Origin of the sequence: Lysinibacillus irui (assembly GCF_028877475.1) — a bacterium.
GTDB classification, from domain to species: Bacteria; Bacillota; Bacilli; order Bacillales_A; family Planococcaceae; genus Lysinibacillus; species Lysinibacillus irui.
In genome coordinates this window covers 3694906-3715219 of sequence record NZ_CP113527.1, presented here as the reverse complement: position 1 = coordinate 3715219, position 20314 = coordinate 3694906, and the positions used below count along the sequence as shown (strand labels likewise).

The following is a 20314-nucleotide window of genomic DNA, read 5'->3' as shown; positions in this document are numbered from 1 at the left end:
TAATTAGCTTAAAGGGCGTGCTATTTATAGTAAATATAGGTATTTTTATGCGGGGGTATCATGAAAAAATGACTATTTTTGTTACTCGTATACGTGGAAAAGCATAAGCTCATGAATCATTTTTTTAACATCTTCCTCATTTGGAGGAATGGATCCTATCCATTGAATTGTGCCGTCCTTTAAATACTCAGCTGCATATCGTTCTCGCAGATAAAAAAACGAAATGGACCATCCTGGAAGTTGAGTATTTTCAAATAAAGGTTTAAAACTGAAATGCTGAATCATCATTTAACCCCATTTCTGTACTATGTAGTTCATATTATTCAAGGATAACGGTATTTTTGCAACTATTCGCTTTTCATAGATAGTAATAGAATAAGTTTGATATTCTAAAGAGGGTATTTCTTTCGTTGAAAAACATTGCTCTGCTATAATGAGTGCAGAAGGCGACAAATTACGCCAATCATGAATACAATTGAAATGAGAGGATACTAATGGACAATTTTCTAGTGACATTACTTTTTATGGCAATTATTGGGGCTGCTATTGGGGGCGTAACAAATCATTTGGCCATTAAAATGCTTTTTCGCCCACATAATGCGATATATATTAAAAATTGGCGTGTACCATTTACACCAGGACTTATTCCAAAAAGACGTGATGAATTGGCGAAGCAGCTTGGCCTTACAGTCGTGAATTATTTATTAACGCCTGAAACATTTAGAAAGAAATTTTTCTCAAAGGACATCCAGGACAAAGTAGAACATTTTGTGCAAACAAAGGTTGAAGAAACAATCTTTACAAACGATAAAACAATTCAAGATTGGCTAAACTTAGCGGGCTTTTCACACATGCCCAGTACCATTGAGCAGAAGGTTGAAGCGATTGTTGAGGGACAATTTGCGTCAGTAAAGAATACACTATCAACAAAATCAATTCGTACACTGTTGTCTGAAGATATTCAAAATACAATTGATGCAAAAATTCCTGTAGCCGTACATCATATTTTGGAAAAGGGTGAGGATTATTTTTTATCACCTGAAGGCGAAATGACGATTAAGGCAATGATTGATGACTTCTTATCATCCAAGGGGTCTCTTGGTGGTATGATCAACATGTTTTTAGGTGATTCCTCCTCACTAGTTGGAAAAGTTCAACGTGAGCTTGTGAAGTTTCTACAAGCACCAGGAACTTCAACTTTACTAACGAAAATATTTACACAGGAATGGGAAAAATTAAAAGATCGACCAGCAATGGACTTTTTACAAGATATTCAATTTGAGCCGATTTTATCGAAATTACAAGTGTATGTAAAAGAGCAATTAGCTATTTCTGAACGTTTAAATCAACCGATTTCTTATTACTGGCCTGAAGGAAATGAGTGGGCCAAATATACGGTAATTCCACAAGTTATTGACAAAGCTTTTGTGAAAGCAGAGGAAAAACTTGAGGATGTATTAAAACGTTTAAATCTACAAGAAGTTGTTCGAGAACAGGTAGATTCCTTCCCGGTAGCAAAATTAGAGGAGCTTGTATTAGGTATTTCAAAACGTGAGTTTAAAATGATTACCGTATTAGGTGCAGTTCTTGGTGGATTGATTGGGATTGTGCAAGGGTTAATTGTTTACTTTATTTAAAAAGGAGATTGTATAAATGATTAATATTTATAATGACATTAATGCGCTTGAGGCAACATTCCGTAAAACTTCTGAGTTTGAAGCTTTAAAGGCTGCTGTTGAAGTTGTAAAAAATGATGAAGAGGCATTAAATGTCTTTAAAAACTTCCGTAAAATCCAAATCGATTTACAGAAAAAACAACTAGCTGGTGAGGATATTTTGGAAGATGAGCTTGTCTATGCACAAAAGGCGGCACAGCTCGCACAGCAAAATGAAAAAATATCAACTATGCTTGAAGCTGAAATGAAGTTAAGCAAGGTGATCGAAGAAGTGAATCGTATTTTAATAAAACCGATCCAAGGCTTATATGAGGGGATTCAATAAGATAATAGCAATTTAAAAAGGAATAATTGTCCTAAGAATTGCACATATAACAAGTAAGTAAAAGAACGTGTATCCGCAAGTGGTCGGTACACGTTTTTACTTTATGTTTCAATCTAAGCGTATTGGAGGTTAATATTATGCATGTACTTATTGAATGGACCTATAAAACACCTAAAGGAGCAACAACTGTTTTACGTTCTGAAGAAATGCCAGCCGCTCAAGCTTTATTACTTGCAGAGGATATGGAGAAAACGGGAAGAGTTAAGTCCCTTCATTGTATTGATCGACAAAATACAAATTGGACATTAAAAGAACTAAAAGCATATTTAAAGGAAATAGATACAGAGCCCCATAATATTACAGTCTATTTTGATGGAGGCTTTGACAGGGGGACAAGGCAGGCAGGGCTAGGGTGTGCCATATATTATGAACAAAACGGTAAGCCTTATCGTTTAAGAAGAAATGCCTTTTCATCAGAGCTTAAATCAAATAATGAAGCAGAATATGCAGCGCTCTATTTAGGCTTAGTGGAGCTAGAATTATTACATGTTCACCATATACCTGTACGCTTTATAGGAGATTCGCAGGTGGTCATCAATCAGTTAAGTGGCGAATGGCCAGCATTAGAAAAGGAATTAGCAAGTTGGGCAGATAAAATTGATGCTAAGTTAGAGCAGCTTAGCATCCAAGCGGAATACCAGCTTATTTCGCGTAAGGACAATTCAGAAGCGGACCGCCTAGCTACCCAAGCATTAAATGGTATCGATATTACTGGTTTGAGTGAGATTGTTAAAGAATAACGAATGATGAAACCACCAGTAAATTTTCACTGGTGGTTTATCGCTTCTAGCTATTATGCAATGTTAAGCTTAATGTTAGATTCACTAAAGTTGCATCACTTTGATTATGATTGAACTCCGCATGAAAATAAACGTTATCGAATTCAAAATCAGCATAATAAACAATATCATCAGGATTTTCAAATCTTTCAAATGAACTAATTTGAATGCCTTGACCAACAGCTTGTTCCAGATCTGCTTTTGTTACGTTGTTTCTAAAATTCGATAAATAAAAATGGCTAATTGGGATTTCATCTTCACCTAGGCAAAAGAAATAATCTTCGTAGAAAGAACATAGGCCTCCTTCATAAAAGTCTTCATAATTTGGAGTACCCGCTTTAATCTTGGCAGTAGGATAAGAATCTCCAAAAATAATGCCAGTTTGAAAGAAATTATGATTTAGAAGAGTAAGTAAGCTATCATTTTGAATAATAGGTAATCCAGAAAAAAGCTTAGTTGTACCATATTCATTTATAATTGTATGGTCTAGAAGTTTATAGTGTTCTGAATAACTTTCTGCTTGGATACTAAATGAATTAGCACTGTCTATTACTAACTCTCTATTCATTGAGAGGTTATAAGTTTGACCGCTAATAATTTTGTTGTTGTCATTTGAAACTTTTAGTAAGTGAAGCACCTCAGAATAGTTAGATGCATTAGCATTAAAAACTGTAATTAAGGGTATCTCCTTATTGTCTTGTTCCTTCAAATAGCCTTTAAAACGTACTTCTCCATGAATAGGTGTCTCTTCTTGTAGGGAAGTCCATAACGACCATGTTTTGTTTTCTTTATTGTATTTACCTATGATATAACCATAGTGTGTTCCATTATAACCTATGAAAATTTCAGGTACTTGATCTCCTTCAAAATCTACCATTTTAGAATATGTATCTTCACTATTAATATTCAGATTACGATACCATGAACTATCAAATGCTAATTGTTGCCACTCATCAGTAGAAAAATTTAAATCTTCTTCATTAGAAGAATTGGCAGGCTCTGGGACAAAATGTTCTTCTGTTTGTTGAGCCTCACAAGCAAATAATAAAAGGCTAAATAGTAAAATAGGTATAATTAACTTTTTCAATACAACATCTCCTTATAATAATAATCAAGTAAGAATATAACATATTAGAAAAAATAATATAATATTGTTTAATTCCTCTTTTTAGTTTATTTTATGTAGTATCTATAATGTATTTTTCAGTTTTCGATGAAACTTTTTCCATGTTAAAACTACTACTCTTATGAATTCAAACATTAAGGAGAGAGATTTTATGAACATGAAAAAATTTGCACCTGTAGCCATGACTGCATTATTAGTTGGAAGTGCCGTTGTGCCAGTAGCATCAGCAAATGAACATACAACGACAGCGGAGGTTCCACAAATCCAAATAGATCCAGTACATATTTTCAATAATACTCGCGGTACTGTTGATGATATTCGTGTTGGAGAAAACATTACATATTACACAGTCAAAGATGGCGAGCAAACAAATGTATTAGAAATTACTAAAGATACGCTTGTATTTGATAATACTGGAAAAAAAGTAGCGCTTCAAAAAGGTGATAAAGTGATCGCTTATACATTTGCTAATAAGCCTCAAAAATATATTTATCCACCGCAATTTAATCCTGAGGTTGTTATTGTTGAAACTGAAAAAGTGGGCTTTGTTGAAGTGGATTATTTCTTTGAAGATTTAACTAATACGTATGATATTCTAAAATTAAATATTGGGAAAGAGACAGAGCTACTCAATGTAGAAGGTGAAAAGGTAGACGTTAAAGATTTAGCAGAGCAGCATCTAGTTGTTTTCTATACGGCATCTACTAAAAGTATTCCAGCCCAAACAACACCATCTAAAGTGATTGTTCTTAATGATAATTCAGCAAATACGACAAATCCAGTAAATGAAGAAATTGAGAGCATCATCGCATTAGATTCTTATGATTTAGCTGGAACAAAAATGGTGCCATTACGTGTCATTGCTGAAAAGCTAGGATATAAAGTGGAATCTACAAGTAAAGGGGCTATTCTTTCAAAAGGAAATATGTCTTACACACTAACTCGTGGAGACAAAACATTTGGTTATAACAAAGCATTGCGTACATTAACAGTAGCACCAACACTAAAAAACACAAAGACATATGTACCTGTTGAATTTGTTGAAGATTATTTAAAATAAAAGAAATAGTAGTATGCCAGGATTTCCTGGCATACTATTTTTTAATTTACCTGTCATTCAGCAATTTTCAAGGCATATGGACTTTTCGAGGACAAGTAGGTTGGATACCTTTTGGCAAATTGTTGAAGACATTCCTTAAAGGATACTGTCTTCATAAAGGTTTTAGCTAATGTCATTTCATCTGAATACAGCACAAATTGCTGGAAGTGTTGTTGAATAAAATCTCTTACTTTTTCGTAGTGCTTGTTGATAGAAATTGCACCATATATTTCTTGCTGGTCAATAATGTAGATAAAATCACACAGAGCTTTATGTGTACCGTATTTAAATAAGACAGTCACATATAATGTTTTTTCATCACAACGATCTAAATCAAACCGGTGGAATATTACTTCTATTTGATGAATAAAGCTCGAAATGGCTGTACGGTTGCTATTTTTTAAAATAAACACTATCAACACCACCTTTTGTAAAAATTATAATGACAAAAAAATAGATTGTCTATTTCAAACTGAATATTCTGTTATTTCTAAGTTTCTCATTGTAACTTTGCTTAAAGTCATAGAAATTTGTTAAACTTAAATCTGCAATATATCAGGAATAAGAAAAGAAGAGAGCGAAAGTAAATGAAAATTATTCACATAGATCAAAAATATCCTGAAGATTGGATTCGCGTACTAAATCATATAGCGAATTTATTTTTTGAGGATTCAAAGCTGAAGGTTGATTCAAATGGAGCAGATATGTCCGCTTCATTTGATTATCTAACTGATGACAATTTTTCCATATCCACAAAAGCAGTTCTGAATGTAGATGGAAAGCAATATAAAAATGAATACAGCATACAATACGAATCAGCTGCAACTGGTCGTGAGCTAAATATTCGCATTAAACGTGCATTGTCACACGTGTTTTTAGATGTTCTGGAGCAATATACTGGGATGCATCAACAGTGGGGGATTTTAACAGGTGTGCGCCCAACTAAGCTATATCATAAATTTAGAAAAGAAGGCAAAACGGAGCAAGAAATTGCCGATCTTCTTATTCGTGATTTTCGTTTATCAGAAGACAAGGTGGCACTTTTAAAGGAAATTGTAGAACGACAATTAGTAACCATTCCTGATATTGATGAAATTGGTCAGGAAATCAGTGTCTATATCGGTATTCCATTTTGTCCAACGAAATGTGCCTATTGTACATTCCCAGCCTACGCCATTGGTAGCAACCGTAAGCAAGGTCGTGTGACTACCTTTTTAGACGGCTTACACATTGAATTGCGTGAAATGGGTAAATGGCTGAAGGACAATAATATGAAAATTACCTCTATTTATTGGGGGGGCGGTACACCAACTTCAATTGAGGCAGATGAAATGGATGCCTTATATCAAACGATGTATGAATCATTCCCAAATCCAGAAACAATTCGTGAGGTTACAGTTGAAGCGGGAAGACCAGATACGATTACACCTGAAAAATTAGCAGTACTTAAAAAATGGGGCATTGATCGTATTAGTGTTAATCCACAATCTTATACAGATGAAACATTAAAAGCAATTGGTCGTCATCATACGGTGCAAGAAACGATTGATAAGTTTTGGCTTGCAAGAGAATCGGGAATGAATAATATTAATATGGATCTAATTATTGGGTTACCGAATGAGGGAATTGAGGAATTCCAGCATTCATTAGAGGAATCTGCTAAAATGCAGCCAGAGTCGTTAACGGTTCATACATTATCATTCAAACGTGCGTCCGAGATGACTCGTAATAAGGATAAATATAAAGTAGCAGATCGTGATACGGTGGCTGAAATGATGGAAATGGCACAGGTTTGGACAAAGGAAAATAACTATGTTCCTTACTATTTATATCGTCAAAAAAATATTTTAGGTAATTTAGAAAATGTCGGCTATAGTAAAGTTGGTGAAGAAAGTATCTATAATATTGTCATTATGGAAGAAGTACAAACGATTTTAGGAATAGGCTGTGGAGCCTCTTCTAAATTTGTTCATCCTAAGACGGGAAAAATCACACAATTCCATAATCCGAAAGATCCAGCAGCCTATATTATGACCTTTGAAGATGCGATTGGGAAAAAACTAGAGTTTTTAGATGAATTATATAATGGATAAAATAAAGGCAATCTGAGTTGTTCAGATTGCCTTTATTGTTTGAAGCTTTTGTAATGTACAGGCCATTTTTAGAATAACGGCATCCTCAAAATAGGTTGGATCATAGCCTGTTATTTCTCTTATTTTATTTAAGCGGTAAGTAAGTGTATGACGATGAATGTTTAATTGTTGTGCACAAAGCTTCAGCTGTAAATTACAGTCAAAAAATGATTGTAATGTATCTAGCTGTTTAGCATCTAAGTTTTTAAGAATGCGATGTTGAAAGGCTTGTACTTCATCTGATTCTCGAGGCTTAAAAAGGGAAAATAACTCGACGTCCTCAAAAAAGGTTAATTCATTTTGGATTGTAGCAAATTCAAGCGCAGTTCTAGCGCCTTGGTAGCTATAAGGAAGCTGTGATAGATGTTGGACAACAGGACCAACTCCTATTTGAAGTGAAGGTAGCTTCTGTTTTTGCTTGCGTAGTGCTTTAATAATGGGGCGACAACTCTGTTCTCCATAATTTGACAGTAAGATATAATATTCCTGTAATTGGCTATGTCCCGCAAGAATAGGCTGTTTGTAAAATAAATCCTCAAAAAAGAAAGGGATTGTATTTTCGGCGTATGACGTTTCATTTAAGCTTACTAAAATCACTTGAAAGGGTGCTAGTAGTGAAAAGGGGAGTTTCTGAATTCGTTCATTTAATGCAGCATCGAGCTTACTGCCGTGAACGAGCGCTTCAAATATGTAATCATTATTTTTCCGTTGCCATTCGCTTTTTGATTCAACAATTGCTTGATGTGTCATGATTTCTGTTGTTAGTTGCACAAGCTTGGCAATATCAAGCATGTCATCTGATTCTCCTGTTATGCCAATAACACCCACCACTTCATCCTGATACATAATAGGCATATTAATGCCTGGTTTCGTATTTGGATACAGCTCTATATTTTCTTCATTAATAATCAATGTCTTTTTTGTTTGTGCCACATAAAGTGCACCTTCATGAATTTTTTCCACCCTCATTTTATCGCCAGAGGCTAAAATGACTCCACTTGGGCTAATGACATTTATATTGTGACGTAAGCGTAACATCGTTTGGTGTACGATTTCTTCTGCTAATTTTTTCGTCAACATGTTTATACACCTCGCATAAAAAAACTCTGTTATAGGACAGATAAATTGTACACCTATTATAATGTTTTCTGAATTTATTGTCATTATAATAAATTGTAAGCGCTTAACTAAGAAAAAATTTAAATATCAAGGGACGACAAAAGTGGAGGTAGAGCATGAAAGTCATAATTAGTCCAGATTCCTATAAGGGTACGCTGTCAGCTGTGGAAGTGGCAAAATCAATGCAAAGAGGGATCTTGGATGCGGATCAATCGATTGAAACAATGATATTACCAGTTGCAGATGGTGGAGAGGGCACACTGCAATCGCTTATCACCTCTACTGAGGGTCAATATTTTTCAGTAAATGTATTAGATCCATTGGGAAGAGCTATCCAGGCTCAATATGGAGTATTAGGAGATCAAGAGACGTGTGTGATAGAGATGGCTCAAGCATCTGGGATTATGCTGTTACAAGACAATGAGAAAAATCCTAATCTAGCTACATCATATGGAACGGGTCAATTAATTAAAGCTGCGCTCGATCAAGGCTTTAGAAAGTTTATTATCGGCATTGGAGGAAGTGCTACAAATGATGCGGGGATTGGCATGCTAAAGGCATTAGGAGTGCGATTATTAGCAACGGATGGTTCAGAGCTTGAGAATGGCGTGTTAAATTTAGAGAAATTAGCTACTATTGATATTCGACAGATGGATGCTAGATTAGCAGATGCCACATTTACGATCGCTTGTGATGTTGATAATCCGCTCATAGGTGAACGAGGGGCAACAGCCATTTTCGGTCCTCAAAAAGGTGTCAAAAAACATCAAATAGTACATTTTGATAATTGTTTAAAACATTTTGCAGATATTGTAGAAAAACAATTTTCCATTCGACTTCATGATTATAAAGGTGCGGGAGCTGCAGGGGGAATGGGAGGAGCTTTAATTGCATTTTTAAAAGGAACGTTTCATGCGGGAATTGAAATTGTTTTGGGTGCTGTCAAGTTACAGGGCCATTTAGCAGATGCGCAATTAGTGATTACGGGGGAAGGAAAATCCGATCTACAAACATTACATGGTAAGGCTCCATTAGGGGTGGCGAAAGCTGCTAAGCAAGCAAACGTAGAGGCAATATTATTGTCTGGTGGGATTGATGTAAAGGCAAAGGGGACATTGCAAAAGTATTTTTCAGTTGTGGAGTCATTAGTAGATCAAGAGGTCACTGTTCAGCAGGCCATGCAAGAACCTGCTCACTTTATTCGCTTAAAAATAAAGAAAATTATTGAGTGTTACATACAAAAGGGGGATGACTAGATGTTGTTCATCATTATTTTAATAGGGGTATTGTTTGTAGTATTGGGGACGGCTAAATTAAAGCTTCACCCGTTTTTAGCGCTATTAATTAGTGCCTTCTTCGTTGGGATTGCTTCAGGAATGCCATTATTAACAGTAGTTGAAAGCATAAATACTGGATTTGGTGGCTTGATGACAAGTATTGGACTAGTCATTATCGCTGGAACGATTATCGGCTTAATATTAGAAAAATCAGGGGCTGCCTATCGCATGGCAGAAGTGGTATTACGAATTGTAGGTCCAAAGCGTCCGCAATTAGCGATGTCTTTAATCGGTTACATTGTGTCCATTCCAGTATTTTGTGATTCTGGCTTTATTATTTTATCCAGCTTGCAGAAGTCTTTAGCAAAGCGAGCAAATGTAACCATTGCTTCAATGGCAGTAGCTTTAGCGACAGGCTTATTTGCGACACATGTATTAGTACCTCCAACTCCTGGTCCTATTGCAGCTGCAGGGAATATTGGTGCAGCAGATTATTTAGGTACAGTTATTGTTATTGGTTTATTAGTAGCGATACCAGCGACATTTGTAGGCTATCTATGGTCGGTAAAAGTAGCGACAAAAATTCGAGTACCTGAGGATGAGGTAGAGGCATTGGATTATGAGGAAGTTATTAAATCCTTTGGCAAAATGCCATCAACTTTTAAAGCATTTTTACCAATCGTTCTGCCAATTGTCTTGATTGGTCTAGGTTCGATCGCAGCATTAGTGGGTGATACAGAGTCGACATTCAATACAGTTTTTAAATTTTTAGGCTCCCCTACAGTAGCTTTATTTTTAGGGGTAGCAGCGGCATTTTTATTACTTCCTGAAATCAATGAAACGACATTAACTGGTTGGATTGGTGAGAGTTTAAAAGAAGCGGCTCCTATTTTACTGATTACAGGTGCTGGCGGTTCATTTGGGACCGTTATTAAGAATGCTGGAGTCGGAGAACTTCTACAGGAAATGGATTTAGGAGTGTTTGCATCAGGTACTTTATTCCTTCTTGTACCGTTTATTGTAGCAGCAGCATTAAAAACAGCTCAAGGCTCTTCCACAACAGCCCTTGTGATCACATCTACTTTAGTAGCACCAATGCTTGTGACACTTGGAATTGAAGGGGCGGTACCTTTAGCATTAGTGGTAATGGCAATTGGTGCTGGCGCAATGACAGTTAGCCATGTCAATGATAGCTTCTTCTGGGTAATTACACAGTATAGCGGTATGGAAGTCACACAAGCCTACAAAGCACAAACGGCTGCAACCTTATTACAAGGTCTAGTGACAATAATTATTACGATGATATTATGGTGGATATTCGTTTAAAAAAAGGAGAGCGGCCCATGGCTAGCTCTCTTTTTGTATAATGAAAAAATAGAAAGGAAGTTAGTAGATGAAAAAAATAATAGTATTGCTCCTTTGTATTTTTTTATTAGCAGGCTGTACGGAAGCAATCCAGACAGAAAAAATCCCTGTAACGGCTGGCCATGATATGCGCGTTCATTTTATTGATGTAGGTCAAGGGGATTCTATATTAATAGAGTCACCAAATGGTAAAACAATGCTTGTAGATGGAGGTGTAAAAGGAGCTGGCCCGCAAGTAGTTTCTTATTTAAGGGAAATTGGGGTGAGTAAGCTCGATATAGTAGTGGCGACACATCCTGATGCTGATCACATTGGTGGGCTCATTCCTGTATTAAACTCAATGACAATTGAGCAATTTTACGATTCAGGAAAAGTACATACATCTCAAACATTTGAAGAAATGTTGACGCTGATTGATGAAAAAAATATTCCTTATGATGTACCGACGCCAGGTGACAATATTAAGTTTGATGAGGATGTCACTGTGAAAGTTTTAAATGCAAATGAGCAGGCATCAGATAATAATGATGCTTCGATTGTGTTAAAAATAGTTTATGGCAATGTCTCCTTTTTATTAACAGGTGATGCTGGAATAGCGTTAGAAAAAGAAATGATGCAATATGATGTGTCAGCAACAGTTTTAAAAGCCGGTCACCATGGATCGAATACTAGTAGTTCAGAGGATTTCATTCGTGCTGTAAAGCCAGAGGTCACGATATTAAGTTATGGGAAAGATAATAAATATGGACATCCACATGCGGAAGTGGTAGATGGATTGAAGGAGATTGGTAGTAAAATCTATGCCACGGCTGATATAGGAACGATTACTGTGACAACAGATGGGGTAAACTATGCGGTGAATGGGAAGGAAACCTCTGTGGCGAATACTGAAAAAACATCTGAAGTAGTTCCGCTGACGCCCGCTATTGAAATCACGAGCAAGGATTTAGTTGGTGAAATTGTAGGTATAAAAAATAATGGACAGCAAGCAGTTTCGTTAAAAGATTGGCAGCTTATCTCTATTGAAGGTAATCAAGTTTTTAATTTTCCTAATCTATCATTGCAGCCAGGAAAAACGATTTATATTACAAGCGGAGCCAATGCGCGAGAAGGGCAAAATTATTTAAAATGGACAACGAAGCAGATTTGGTTAAACGAAGGAGATGCTGCTCAATTACGTAATGAGAAAGGGGAACTGATAAGTGAGCTCGACTAAATACACGTTAGACCGTATTGAAGATGGTTATGCTATTTTCTTAAAGTTTCCAGATGAAGAGGAACAACTAATTATTATACAATCAGCCATAAACGAGCCTGTGCAAGTAGGAGATCGTGTGGAGATTGAAGAAAAAGACGGACATTACCATATAGAAATTTTAAAGGAAGAAACTGATCAAAAAAAAGCGGATATTCAACGCCTTATGAACCGTTTACGTAATAAACAAAAATAATGGATGACAAGCTGTGAGAAATTGACGCACAGCTTGTTTTAATGAAAGGAATTATGCATAATTTGTTATCCTAAATATTTTGAAAATATGCTAAAATAGTAGTATTAACCGGGAGCTAGGAGCGGACAAAATGTCGATAAGTACAATTATTTTTGATTTAGATGATACACTGCTATGGGATAAAAAATCAGTCAAAACAGCCTTTGAAAAAACTTGTAATTATGCAGCAACAGTACATAATGTGAATCCTGTTAAACTAGAGGAGGCTGTTCGTCGAGAGGCACGCGCCCTGTATGAGGGGTATGAAACATATGATTATACAGTCTTAATAGGTATTAACCCGTTCGAAGGTCTTTGGGGGACGTTTGATGATACGACAGATTCTTTCCAAAAGATGAAAGAAATTGTTCCTGGCTATCGTGCAGAAGCTTGGACAAAAGGGTTAGCTGCTCTTAATATTGATGATGCGCAGTTTGGAGCTGAGCTAGGAGAGCGCTTTATGGCTGAGCGTAAAGTATCACCATTTTTATATGAAGATACATTTGCTGTATTAGATCAACTAAAAGGAAAGTATCAGCTTGTATTACTCACAAATGGAGCACCAAGTCTACAAAACCTGAAGCTAGAAATCACACCTGAAATTGCCCCGTATTTTGATCATATTATTATTTCGGGAGACTTTGGCAAGGGTAAGCCTGATGCATCTATTTTTGAATTTGTTATGGAGAAAGCAAGTATTACAGCAGATGAGGCAATCATGGTTGGCGATAATCTCAATACTGATATTTTAGGTTCTTCGCGTGTCGGAATGCGCAATGTATGGATTAATCGTGAAAACAATATTGCCAATGGAGCTGTCACACCAACCTATGAAGTAGACTCTTTGACAGCATTGTTAGAACTTATAAATAAGCTATAATGAAAAAATGTACTGTCCCTTGTGGTCAGTACATTTTTTATTTTTCGATCCATCTATTAAAAAAAGACATTCAGTGCAAGGTATAAACTTGTAAAAGCTATAGCTAAACAAAGCTGAACAAAAGCGCTAGCAATTAAGAAACCATGAGGTTCACCAGCTTTTTTGCGATAAAGGATTTGCATGATTGAGTATAGTAAGAAAAAGCTATAAATAATTGTTGCATGAATAGTATGTTGGACAAGATAAATACTAAATAAAATACCTCCAAACAATAAAAGCATAATTAAATTGGCAATAGCATGCTCAACTGTCGCAGCAAAAAAGCGGCGCTCGGTATGAGGCATTCTTTTTTTAGCAATCCATAATATGAAATGCGTAAGAAAGATAAATATATTACCAATGATCAATTTGGTTGACCGCTTGTCATCATAAAAATATATAAGTGAGTCCATTGATTCTTCGATTAAAAAGGCTTGCTGAGTTTCAACATTGAAGAGAATATCATTATTGAGTACCTTCCATTTCTCTTGAGAACCATCTGTATACAGTATGAATAAATCATAAGGTGTAAAGTAATCATTGCTTTCCCATTGTCCACTAGTAATCGAAATAGGGGAAGCCTCCTTCATTTTTTCTTGTAACTGAGTTAGTCGTTTGTTATCTAGGTAGCATTGTTGCGGTACATAAAGGCAAGTACCCTTTGGTAGAAAACTCTCTGTATTTTTATTGTCCTTTACATAAATTCGATCGATCATTTTAGTAGAGTCTGTTGATCTAGGAGCAGTAGTAGGCTCTTGAATAAAGGATAAAAGTAATATAGAGAGAACTACTACAAATAACAATGCCACAGATGGAATCCTCCACATAGTCGTAGACGATTTTTTTCTCGTTGAGGAAGGGGCTGTTATTTGACGCAATAAATATTGTTCTTGCTGATCGGTTAATTTCAAATCATGTAAATGCTGCCATCCCTTTTTATAATTCTTCATCCATCTCACCTCCAAGCTGTTTTTTTAATGCAACGAGTGCTCGTTTTAATGTATTTTTTACCTTTCCTTCGTTCCAACCGAGTACTTCACAGGTCTCTTCGATTGATAGACCTTCAATTTTCCGTAGAATAATGACATCACGATATGTAATTTTTAGTTTACTAATGGCAAGATACAGAATCTTGGCATCTTGTTGCATTAACCATTCATTTGGGGAGGGCGAGGATTGTTTTTCATGCTGTTGTAAAAAAGGGACAAATTGTATAAGCCTCTTCCGTCGAAAATGATCGTAGGCAAGGTTACGAGCAGTGGAACGAAGCCAAGCGAGTTGTGCTCCTTCTTTAATTGATTGTTGATAGTTAAAATAACGAACAAAGGTCTCCTGTGTAAAATCCTCTGCTAATGTTTCGTCATTCAGTAAGTAATATAAGTATTTAAAAATGGTTTGATTATGTAAGTGAAATATTTTTTCTACTTTCATTCCATACACCCCCTTTCCTTTAAAGACGATTAAGGTACTAAAAAGTATCATTTTTCCAAAAAGAAAAAGCAGAGAGTAGAAACTCCCTGCTTACGTTAGTCATTACTATAGGGTAATGGCTTTTACCTCATCAATATTTTCGAGTTGAGACACGAATACTAAATCTTCTTCTGTTACTACATTATCAATCGTAAGCATCATAACTGCTGTCCCACCAACTTGCGCACGACCAACTTGCATTGTGGCAATGTTGATATCTTTTTCTGCAAGTTTTGTTGCTACACGGCCAATGGCACCTGGTTTATCAGTGTTCTTAATGTAAAGCAGGTGACCTTGAGGAATAACGTCCACAACATAGTCTTCCACCTTAACAATACGTGCACCTAAACCATTTAATAACGTACCAGCTACTGTATGTGTTTCATTGGCTGTAATAATTTCAATCGTAATTAAACTTGTAAAGCCTTTTGCCGTTGTTGTTTTGTGCTCATTAATTTTCATGCCAATACGTTCAGACAAGTAACGAGCATTCACATCATTTACATGATTACCGTGGTTTTTAGATAATAAACCTTTTAATGCGTTTGAAGTTAATGGACGAACATCATAGTTTGCTACTTCACCAGCATAAGATAAGTTGATTTCTTTTACAGGCTCTGTTGTTACCTGTGATAAAAAAGAACCAAGTTTTTCTGCTAGCTCAAAGAAAGGTTCCACTTGTGCAAGAAGTTCTTTCGGAATAGATGGCATATTCACTGGATTTGTTACAGTACCTGTTTTATAGAACTTAATGATGTCATTTGATACATCAACTGCTACAGATTCTTGTGCTTCAATAGTAGATGCACCTAAGTGAGGCGTTGCGATAACTTGCGGTAACGTCAGTAGTTTATGATCTGTTGCAGGTTCAGAGACAAATACATCAAGGGCTGCACCAGCAACTTTACCTGCTACAATCGCATCATATAAATCGTCTTCATTAATGATACCGCCACGTGCACAGTTAATAATACGTACGCCATCTTTCATGATTGCGAATTTTTCTTTATTAATAAGATTACGTGTTTCAGGAAGAAGAGGAGTGTGTACTGTGATGAAATCTGCTGCTGCGCAAATTTCTTCAACTGTCGCTTTTGTTACACCTAACTCTTTTGCTCGTTCATCTGTAAGGAAAGGATCATATGCCATAACATTCATACGTTGACCCTTTGCACGATAAGCTACTTCAACACCAATACGTCCAAATCCTACAACACCTAAAGTTTTATTTTTTAGCTCTACCCCGACATAAGATTTACGATCCCATTTTCCATTTTTCAAAGTATTAAAAGCTTGTGGAATATGACGAGCAAGTGATGTCATCATCGCAATCGTGTGCTCAGCAGCAGAGTTCGTGTTACCATCTGGTGCATTGACAACGATAATCCCATGTTCAGTTGCAGCAGCAAGGTCAATATTATCAACACCCACACCAGCACGACCGATCAATTTTAAGTTTTTAGCTGCTTCAATCACCTCACGTGTCACAGTTGTTTGAGAACGCACAAGTAACACATCTACATCGGCAATTTTTGCGATTAATTCTTCTGGTGCTAGACCAGTGTCCACGATAATGTTTAAATCTAAGTCTTGTTCCTGACGTAGTGGGAAAATACCATCTTCACTTAGTGGATCAGCGATAAATACGTTAATTGTTTTTGTTGCAGTAGTCATTATAATTAGCTCCTTTTTAATAAAAATGATTGTGGTCTTACCAATGAGAGTCTGGAAGTTGTAAAATTCGAACATCTTACAGCATGCAAACAATCTCCTTTCTACTAGATCGAGAACAAAATAAAAAGCCTTCCACGCCTTACAAACACAGTTATTGTGTTGTAAGGGGCGAAAGGCTGAATAAACATTGGTTCGCGGTACCACCCTTAATTACTACTAGAAAAAATTATTCTTGCAGTCTTAGCTATATGCGTAACGTGCATGTGACGGATAAGCTTACTTAGGGTTGTTCGGCCTATCTATTCGGGAGTGGAACTATTATCGTAGAAATCACTGATTTACACCAACCATCAGCTCTCTTGGGATTTTCTTACGACTAGTGTGTCTCCGTCGTTATATTTTGTGTGATTAAATTTGTTAACATCATAATCCTTATTGTTCACCTTTGTCAACGATATTTCTAAAATACTTTAAAAATATTGACTTCGAAAGTCTGAATAATAACCAAACACGAACGATCTTTTTGTTAAACAATTATATTGTACGTCTTTTTGGAGAATACAATGAAAGCGCTAACGATATTTGAAAAGTCCGATAATACTAGGTTTCTATGTAGTTTGAGAAGAAAAAATTATATGGGAATTAACTGGAATAAATTAGCTGCTTCATACAAGTCCATGGTAGTTTCAAGTGTAGAAAGCGAACATTTTTCTCTGTCACAATTTAGACAAAAAATGTTTTTTTAGAAGGTAAACAGCCTGTTAGGGAAGAATGTTAGTTAAGGATGATTTGATTTGGGGGTGTAGTAATGAAATACGATGTTGCAATAATTGGTGCTGGACTTGCAGGGCTAGTTGCAGCTTGTGAGTTAATCGACGCAAAGAAAAAAGTTGTTTTAGTTGATCAGGAGCCTGAAAATTCAATGGGGGGACAGGCATATTGGTCATTTGGTGGGATTTTTTTAGTGAACTCTCCTGAGCAAAGAAGGCTTGGAATTAAAGATAGTAAGGAGCTTGCATGGCAAGATTGGCAAGGGACAGCTGGCTTTGATCGATTAGAGGATGAGGATTCCTGGGCATATAAATGGGCTAAAGCTTATGTTGATTTTGCGGCGGGTGAAAAATATGATTGGTTAAAATCAAAGGGCATCAAATTTTTCCCTGTTGTTGGCTGGGCAGAACGAGGTGGTTCTCTTGCGGGGGGACATGGTAATTCAGTACCAAGGTTTCATATTGTATGGGGAACTGGTCCAGGCATTGTTAAGCCATTTGTTGATAAAGTAAAACAGGGGATCAAAGAAGGATATATTGATTTTAAACCAAGACATCGTGTAGATGAATTTTTGCAAAAAAACGGAAAAATTACTGGCATTAGTGGGACTGTACTAGCGGAAACTTTTATCAATAGAGGTGAAAAAAGCTCAAGACTAGGAATTGGAGAATTTAACTACGAAGCAGATGCTGTAATTGTGGCAAGTGGGGGGATTGGGGCTAATTTTGATTTAGTAAGAAAAAATTGGCCAGCACGATTGGGGACCCCACCTAAAAATATGGTTTGCGGTGTGCCAGCTTATGTTGATGGGAGAATGCTAGAAATCACTGAGCATGTAGGGGGTCGCATTGTGAATCGGGACCGAATGTGGCATTACACAGAGGGGTTAAAAAATTGGGATCCTATTTGGCCCAATCATGGAATACGAATTTTGCCGGGGCCTTCCTCCTTATGGTTTGACGCAGAGGGTAATCGATTTCATGCACCAAATTTCCCAGGATTCGATACGCTTAGCACATTAGAGGCTATTCAAAAAACAGGCTATGATTACTCGTGGTTCATTTTAACTGAAAAAATTATTGAGAAGGAATTTGCACTATCTGGCTCAGAACAAAATCCAGATTTAACAAACAAAAGCATTGGAGATGTTTTGAAACGAATCATGCCAGGTCCACCTGCTCCAATCCAAGCCTTTAAAAATCATGGTGAGGATTTTGTGATTGCTCATGATTTGAAAGAGCTTGTTGATGGTATGAATAAGCTGGCAGGAAATGAGCTACTAGATTTCATGAAAATTAAAGAGCAGATCTTGGCAAGAGACCGAGAAATGGACAATAAATTTACGAAGGATTTACAGGTTAATGCCATTCATGGAGCAAGGAATTATATTGGCGATAAATTGGTGCGTGTTGCCAAACCACATAAAATGTTAGATCCTAAAAATTGGCCATTAATTGCTGTACGATTAAACATCTTAACACGAAAAACTTTAGGTGGCTTACAAACAAATCTGAATGGTGCGGTGTTAGGAATGGATGGTCAGCCAATACCTGGTTTATATGCAGCTGGTGAAGTAAGTGGTTTTGGTGGCGGTGGTGTTCATGGCTACCGTGCTTTGGAAGGCACATTTGTTGGAGGCTGTCTATTTAGTGGACGGCAGGTCGGGCGTTATTTAGCTCAAGAAAAATAAAATATGATGTAAGTAGCAATAAAAGTTTTGCAAAGCAGGGTTGATTTCCGTTCCGCCAGCGTACTTTCCAGGGGACGTCCAATGAGCCACTTTGCTCACTACGTTCGTTCTAGAGTAGTAAGCAAATTCATTTATCTGAAAACTCAAAATAAACACTAGTGTGGGATAGAAAGCCTTTCTCGCCTTTAGCAAAATGCTAATTGATTTGATTTTTTAACACCATAAAAGAGCATCGTCTTAACGAACGATGCTCTTTTAGTTAGTCTGATAGAATCGGTGTCTCCAAGGGTTTCCATTCACTTTTACAAAAGGACCCATACCGTTTATATCAAGCATACTTACTTTGATTTTTGAGCCTCTGCTATTTTAGCAATTTGCTCTTCAACCTGTTCTTTCGACCAACCATGTTCTTCAACGAAGAAGTTACGTGGTGCACGACGACATTCGTCTGAGCAGCTACGCATATAAAATGCCTCATGCTTTTCCTCGCAAAGCATTAATTTATGACATTCAGGGTTTGCGCAGTTTGTATAACGTTCAGAAGGTTCACCTGTGAAATAATCCTTCCCAACGACGACATGTTCCACTTGATTAATAGGTACACTTCGACGACGGTCAAAAACAAACATTTGACCATCCCATAACTGGCCTTTTACTTCTGGATCTTTTGCATACGTGGCGATACCACCGTGTAATTGACCAACACTTTTACCATAGCCCTCGCGTTTTAGCCAGCCAGAGAATTTTTCACAGCGGATACCACCTGTACAGTAAGTTAAAATCTTTTTATCTGCAAAATCTTCTTTATGAGCTTCCATCCAAGCTGGCAAGTCACGGAAATTTTCAATATCAGGTCGAACTGCTCCTCTGAAATGACCTAAATCATATTCGTAGTCATTACGTGCATCGATGATTACGGTGTTATCTTCTTGCATTTGTTCCATAAATTCTTTAGGAGATAAATAATCACCAGTGATTTCTAATGGGTTGATATCATCCTCTAAACCTAAATGAACAATTTCTCGTCGCGGGCGTACATGCATTTTTTTAAAGGTATGCCCTTCAGCTTCATCAATTTTCCACATAATATCACTAAAACGAGCATCTGTCTTCATATGGTTCATGTAAGCTTCTGTTTGCTCAATGGTCCCTGAAACCGTTCCGTTAATACCTTCATTTCCTACTAAAATACGACCAAGAAGTCCAATTTCTTTACATAATGCTAAATGTTCTTCTGCAAAGGCTACTGGGTCTTCAATCGTAATATATTTATAATAAAGTAATACACGATAGTCTTTTTGTGTCAAAATACGTAACCACCTTTATAACAATGTTCGTCATT

Annotated in this window: 19 protein-coding genes and 1 other annotated feature; of the genes, 11 read left to right on the top strand and 8 right to left on the bottom strand. The window is 36.6% G+C overall.

The genetic code is table 11. From position 1 onward, the window contains the following. Positions 1 to 81 precede the first annotated feature (81 nt). Positions 82 to 285: a YheE family protein gene (locus tag OU989_RS18700; RefSeq protein WP_274797379.1), complete on the bottom strand. Its 204-nt coding sequence runs from the start codon at positions 283 to 285 to the stop codon at positions 82 to 84. 209 nt (positions 286 to 494) lie between these two features. On the opposite strand from OU989_RS18700, the gene OU989_RS18695 reads away from it, so the two are divergent. The 3 genes from OU989_RS18695 to OU989_RS18685 all read left to right on the top strand — a co-directional run bounded on the left by OU989_RS18695 (position 495) and on the right by OU989_RS18685 (position 2801). Further along, positions 495 to 1637: a DUF445 domain-containing protein gene (locus OU989_RS18695; protein ID WP_274794454.1), complete on the top strand. Its 1143-nt coding sequence runs from the start codon at positions 495 to 497 to the stop codon at positions 1635 to 1637. A gap of 16 nt (positions 1638 to 1653) precedes the next feature. Then, positions 1654 to 2001, top strand: coding sequence for a YlbF family regulator (locus OU989_RS18690; RefSeq protein WP_274794453.1), 348 nt, complete (start codon positions 1654 to 1656; stop codon positions 1999 to 2001). Between the two features lie 137 nt (positions 2002 to 2138). Further along, positions 2139 to 2801 (top strand): ribonuclease H family protein, encoded by a 663-nt coding sequence (locus OU989_RS18685; protein ID WP_274794452.1) that lies wholly within the window; start codon positions 2139 to 2141, stop codon positions 2799 to 2801. A 46-nt stretch (positions 2802 to 2847) separates the two neighbouring features. Here OU989_RS18685 and OU989_RS18680 read toward each other — a convergent pair whose 3' ends face one another. Further along, positions 2848 to 3927, bottom strand: coding sequence for a hypothetical protein (locus OU989_RS18680; RefSeq protein ID WP_274794451.1), 1080 nt, complete (start codon positions 3925 to 3927; stop codon positions 2848 to 2850). A 190-nt stretch (positions 3928 to 4117) separates the two neighbouring features. Between OU989_RS18680 and OU989_RS18675 the strand changes: the two genes are divergently transcribed. After that, complete coding sequence (locus OU989_RS18675) at positions 4118 to 5026, top strand: copper amine oxidase N-terminal domain-containing protein (RefSeq protein ID WP_274794450.1); 909 nt, start codon at positions 4118 to 4120, stop codon at positions 5024 to 5026. Between the two features lie 53 nt (positions 5027 to 5079). Here OU989_RS18675 and OU989_RS18670 read toward each other — a convergent pair whose 3' ends face one another. Further along, on the bottom strand, positions 5080 to 5478 hold the full coding sequence (locus tag OU989_RS18670) for a hypothetical protein (RefSeq protein ID WP_274794449.1): 399 nt from the start codon (positions 5476 to 5478) through the stop codon (positions 5080 to 5082). A 174-nt stretch (positions 5479 to 5652) separates the two neighbouring features. On the opposite strand from OU989_RS18670, the gene OU989_RS18665 reads away from it, so the two are divergent. Then, a complete protein-coding gene (locus OU989_RS18665) occupies positions 5653 to 7158 on the top strand; it encodes a coproporphyrinogen III oxidase (RefSeq protein ID WP_274794448.1) in 1506 nt (501 codons plus the stop codon). A 21-nt stretch (positions 7159 to 7179) separates the two neighbouring features. Here OU989_RS18665 and OU989_RS18660 read toward each other — a convergent pair whose 3' ends face one another. Continuing rightward, positions 7180 to 8277, bottom strand: coding sequence for a CdaR family transcriptional regulator (locus OU989_RS18660; protein WP_274794447.1), 1098 nt, complete (start codon positions 8275 to 8277; stop codon positions 7180 to 7182). Between the two features lie 155 nt (positions 8278 to 8432). Here OU989_RS18660 and OU989_RS18655 point away from each other — a divergent pair, with 155 nt between their 5' ends. From OU989_RS18655 to OU989_RS18635, 5 genes are all read left to right on the top strand, one after another. Next, positions 8433 to 9572, top strand: coding sequence for a glycerate kinase (locus OU989_RS18655; protein ID WP_274794446.1), 1140 nt, complete (start codon positions 8433 to 8435; stop codon positions 9570 to 9572). Next, positions 9573 to 10919, top strand: a complete 1347-nt coding sequence (locus tag OU989_RS18650; protein WP_274794445.1) for a GntP family permease — start codon at positions 9573 to 9575, stop codon at positions 10917 to 10919. A gap of 67 nt (positions 10920 to 10986) precedes the next feature. Beyond that, positions 10987 to 12174, top strand: a complete 1188-nt coding sequence (locus OU989_RS18645; protein ID WP_274794444.1) for an MBL fold metallo-hydrolase — start codon at positions 10987 to 10989, stop codon at positions 12172 to 12174. Continuing rightward, a complete protein-coding gene (locus OU989_RS18640; protein ID WP_274794443.1) occupies positions 12161 to 12409 on the top strand; it encodes a DUF3006 domain-containing protein in 249 nt (82 codons plus the stop codon). The genes OU989_RS18645 and OU989_RS18640 overlap by 14 nt, the downstream gene beginning before the upstream one ends. Before the next feature lie 130 nt (positions 12410 to 12539). Then, entirely contained in the window at positions 12540 to 13328 is a 789-nt protein-coding gene (locus OU989_RS18635; RefSeq protein ID WP_274794442.1) for an HAD family hydrolase, read from the top strand. 56 nt (positions 13329 to 13384) lie between these two features. Here the strand turns inward: OU989_RS18635 and OU989_RS18630 are convergent, their stop codons facing one another. The 3 genes from OU989_RS18630 to serA all read right to left on the bottom strand — a co-directional run bounded on the left by OU989_RS18630 (position 13385) and on the right by serA (position 16511). Continuing rightward, the gene (locus OU989_RS18630; RefSeq protein ID WP_274794441.1) at positions 13385 to 14317 is read right to left on the bottom strand and encodes a hypothetical protein; all 933 of its coding nucleotides are present in this window, start codon (positions 14315 to 14317) and stop codon (positions 13385 to 13387) included. After that, positions 14304 to 14798, bottom strand: coding sequence for an RNA polymerase sigma factor (locus OU989_RS18625; RefSeq protein ID WP_274794440.1), 495 nt, complete (start codon positions 14796 to 14798; stop codon positions 14304 to 14306). The genes OU989_RS18630 and OU989_RS18625 overlap by 14 nt, the downstream gene beginning before the upstream one ends. A 105-nt stretch (positions 14799 to 14903) precedes the next feature. Further along, the gene (gene serA / locus OU989_RS18620) at positions 14904 to 16511 is read right to left on the bottom strand and encodes a phosphoglycerate dehydrogenase (RefSeq protein WP_274794439.1); all 1608 of its coding nucleotides are present in this window, start codon (positions 16509 to 16511) and stop codon (positions 14904 to 14906) included. 161 nt (positions 16512 to 16672) lie between these two features. After that, positions 16673 to 16914, bottom strand: a binding site (T-box leader). Between the two features lie 405 nt (positions 16915 to 17319). Between serA and OU989_RS18615 the strand changes: the two genes are divergently transcribed. Continuing rightward, positions 17320 to 18972, top strand: coding sequence for an FAD-binding dehydrogenase (locus OU989_RS18615; protein WP_274794438.1), 1653 nt, complete (start codon positions 17320 to 17322; stop codon positions 18970 to 18972). A gap of 338 nt (positions 18973 to 19310) precedes the next feature. Here the strand turns inward: OU989_RS18615 and trhO are convergent, their stop codons facing one another. Beyond that, positions 19311 to 20279 (bottom strand): oxygen-dependent tRNA uridine(34) hydroxylase TrhO, encoded by a 969-nt coding sequence (trhO, locus tag OU989_RS18610; RefSeq protein WP_274794437.1) that lies wholly within the window; start codon positions 20277 to 20279, stop codon positions 19311 to 19313. Positions 20280 to 20314 lie beyond the last annotated feature (35 nt).

Bases quoted from the DNA above. Each gene is read 5' to 3' on its own strand.
- OU989_RS18635 (WP_274794442.1), top strand. From the start codon at position 12,540: ATGTCGATAAGTACAATTATTTTTGATTTAGATGATACACTGCTATGG.
- OU989_RS18665 (WP_274794448.1), top strand. From the start codon at position 5,653: ATGAAAATTATTCACATAGATCAAAAATATCCTGAAGATTGGATTCGC.
- OU989_RS18655 (WP_274794446.1), top strand. From the start codon at position 8,433: ATGAAAGTCATAATTAGTCCAGATTCCTATAAGGGTACGCTGTCAGCT.
- OU989_RS18700 (WP_274797379.1), bottom strand. From the start codon at position 285: ATGATTCAGCATTTCAGTTTTAAACCTTTATTTGAAAATACTCAACTT.
- OU989_RS18660 (WP_274794447.1), bottom strand. From the start codon at position 8,277: ATGTTGACGAAAAAATTAGCAGAAGAAATCGTACACCAAACGATGTTA.
- OU989_RS18645 (WP_274794444.1), top strand. From the start codon at position 10,987: ATGAAAAAAATAATAGTATTGCTCCTTTGTATTTTTTTATTAGCAGGC.
- OU989_RS18695 (WP_274794454.1), top strand. From the start codon at position 495: ATGGACAATTTTCTAGTGACATTACTTTTTATGGCAATTATTGGGGCT.
- OU989_RS18685 (WP_274794452.1), top strand. From the start codon at position 2,139: ATGCATGTACTTATTGAATGGACCTATAAAACACCTAAAGGAGCAACA.
- OU989_RS18690 (WP_274794453.1), top strand. From the start codon at position 1,654: ATGATTAATATTTATAATGACATTAATGCGCTTGAGGCAACATTCCGT.
- OU989_RS18625 (WP_274794440.1), bottom strand. From the start codon at position 14,798: ATGAAAGTAGAAAAAATATTTCACTTACATAATCAAACCATTTTTAAA.
- OU989_RS18615 (WP_274794438.1), top strand. From the start codon at position 17,320: ATGAAATACGATGTTGCAATAATTGGTGCTGGACTTGCAGGGCTAGTT.
- serA (WP_274794439.1), bottom strand. From the start codon at position 16,511: ATGACTACTGCAACAAAAACAATTAACGTATTTATCGCTGATCCACTA.
- OU989_RS18675 (WP_274794450.1), top strand. From the start codon at position 4,118: ATGAACATGAAAAAATTTGCACCTGTAGCCATGACTGCATTATTAGTT.
- OU989_RS18630 (WP_274794441.1), bottom strand. From the start codon at position 14,317: ATGAAGAATTATAAAAAGGGATGGCAGCATTTACATGATTTGAAATTA.
- OU989_RS18650 (WP_274794445.1), top strand. From the start codon at position 9,573: ATGTTGTTCATCATTATTTTAATAGGGGTATTGTTTGTAGTATTGGGG.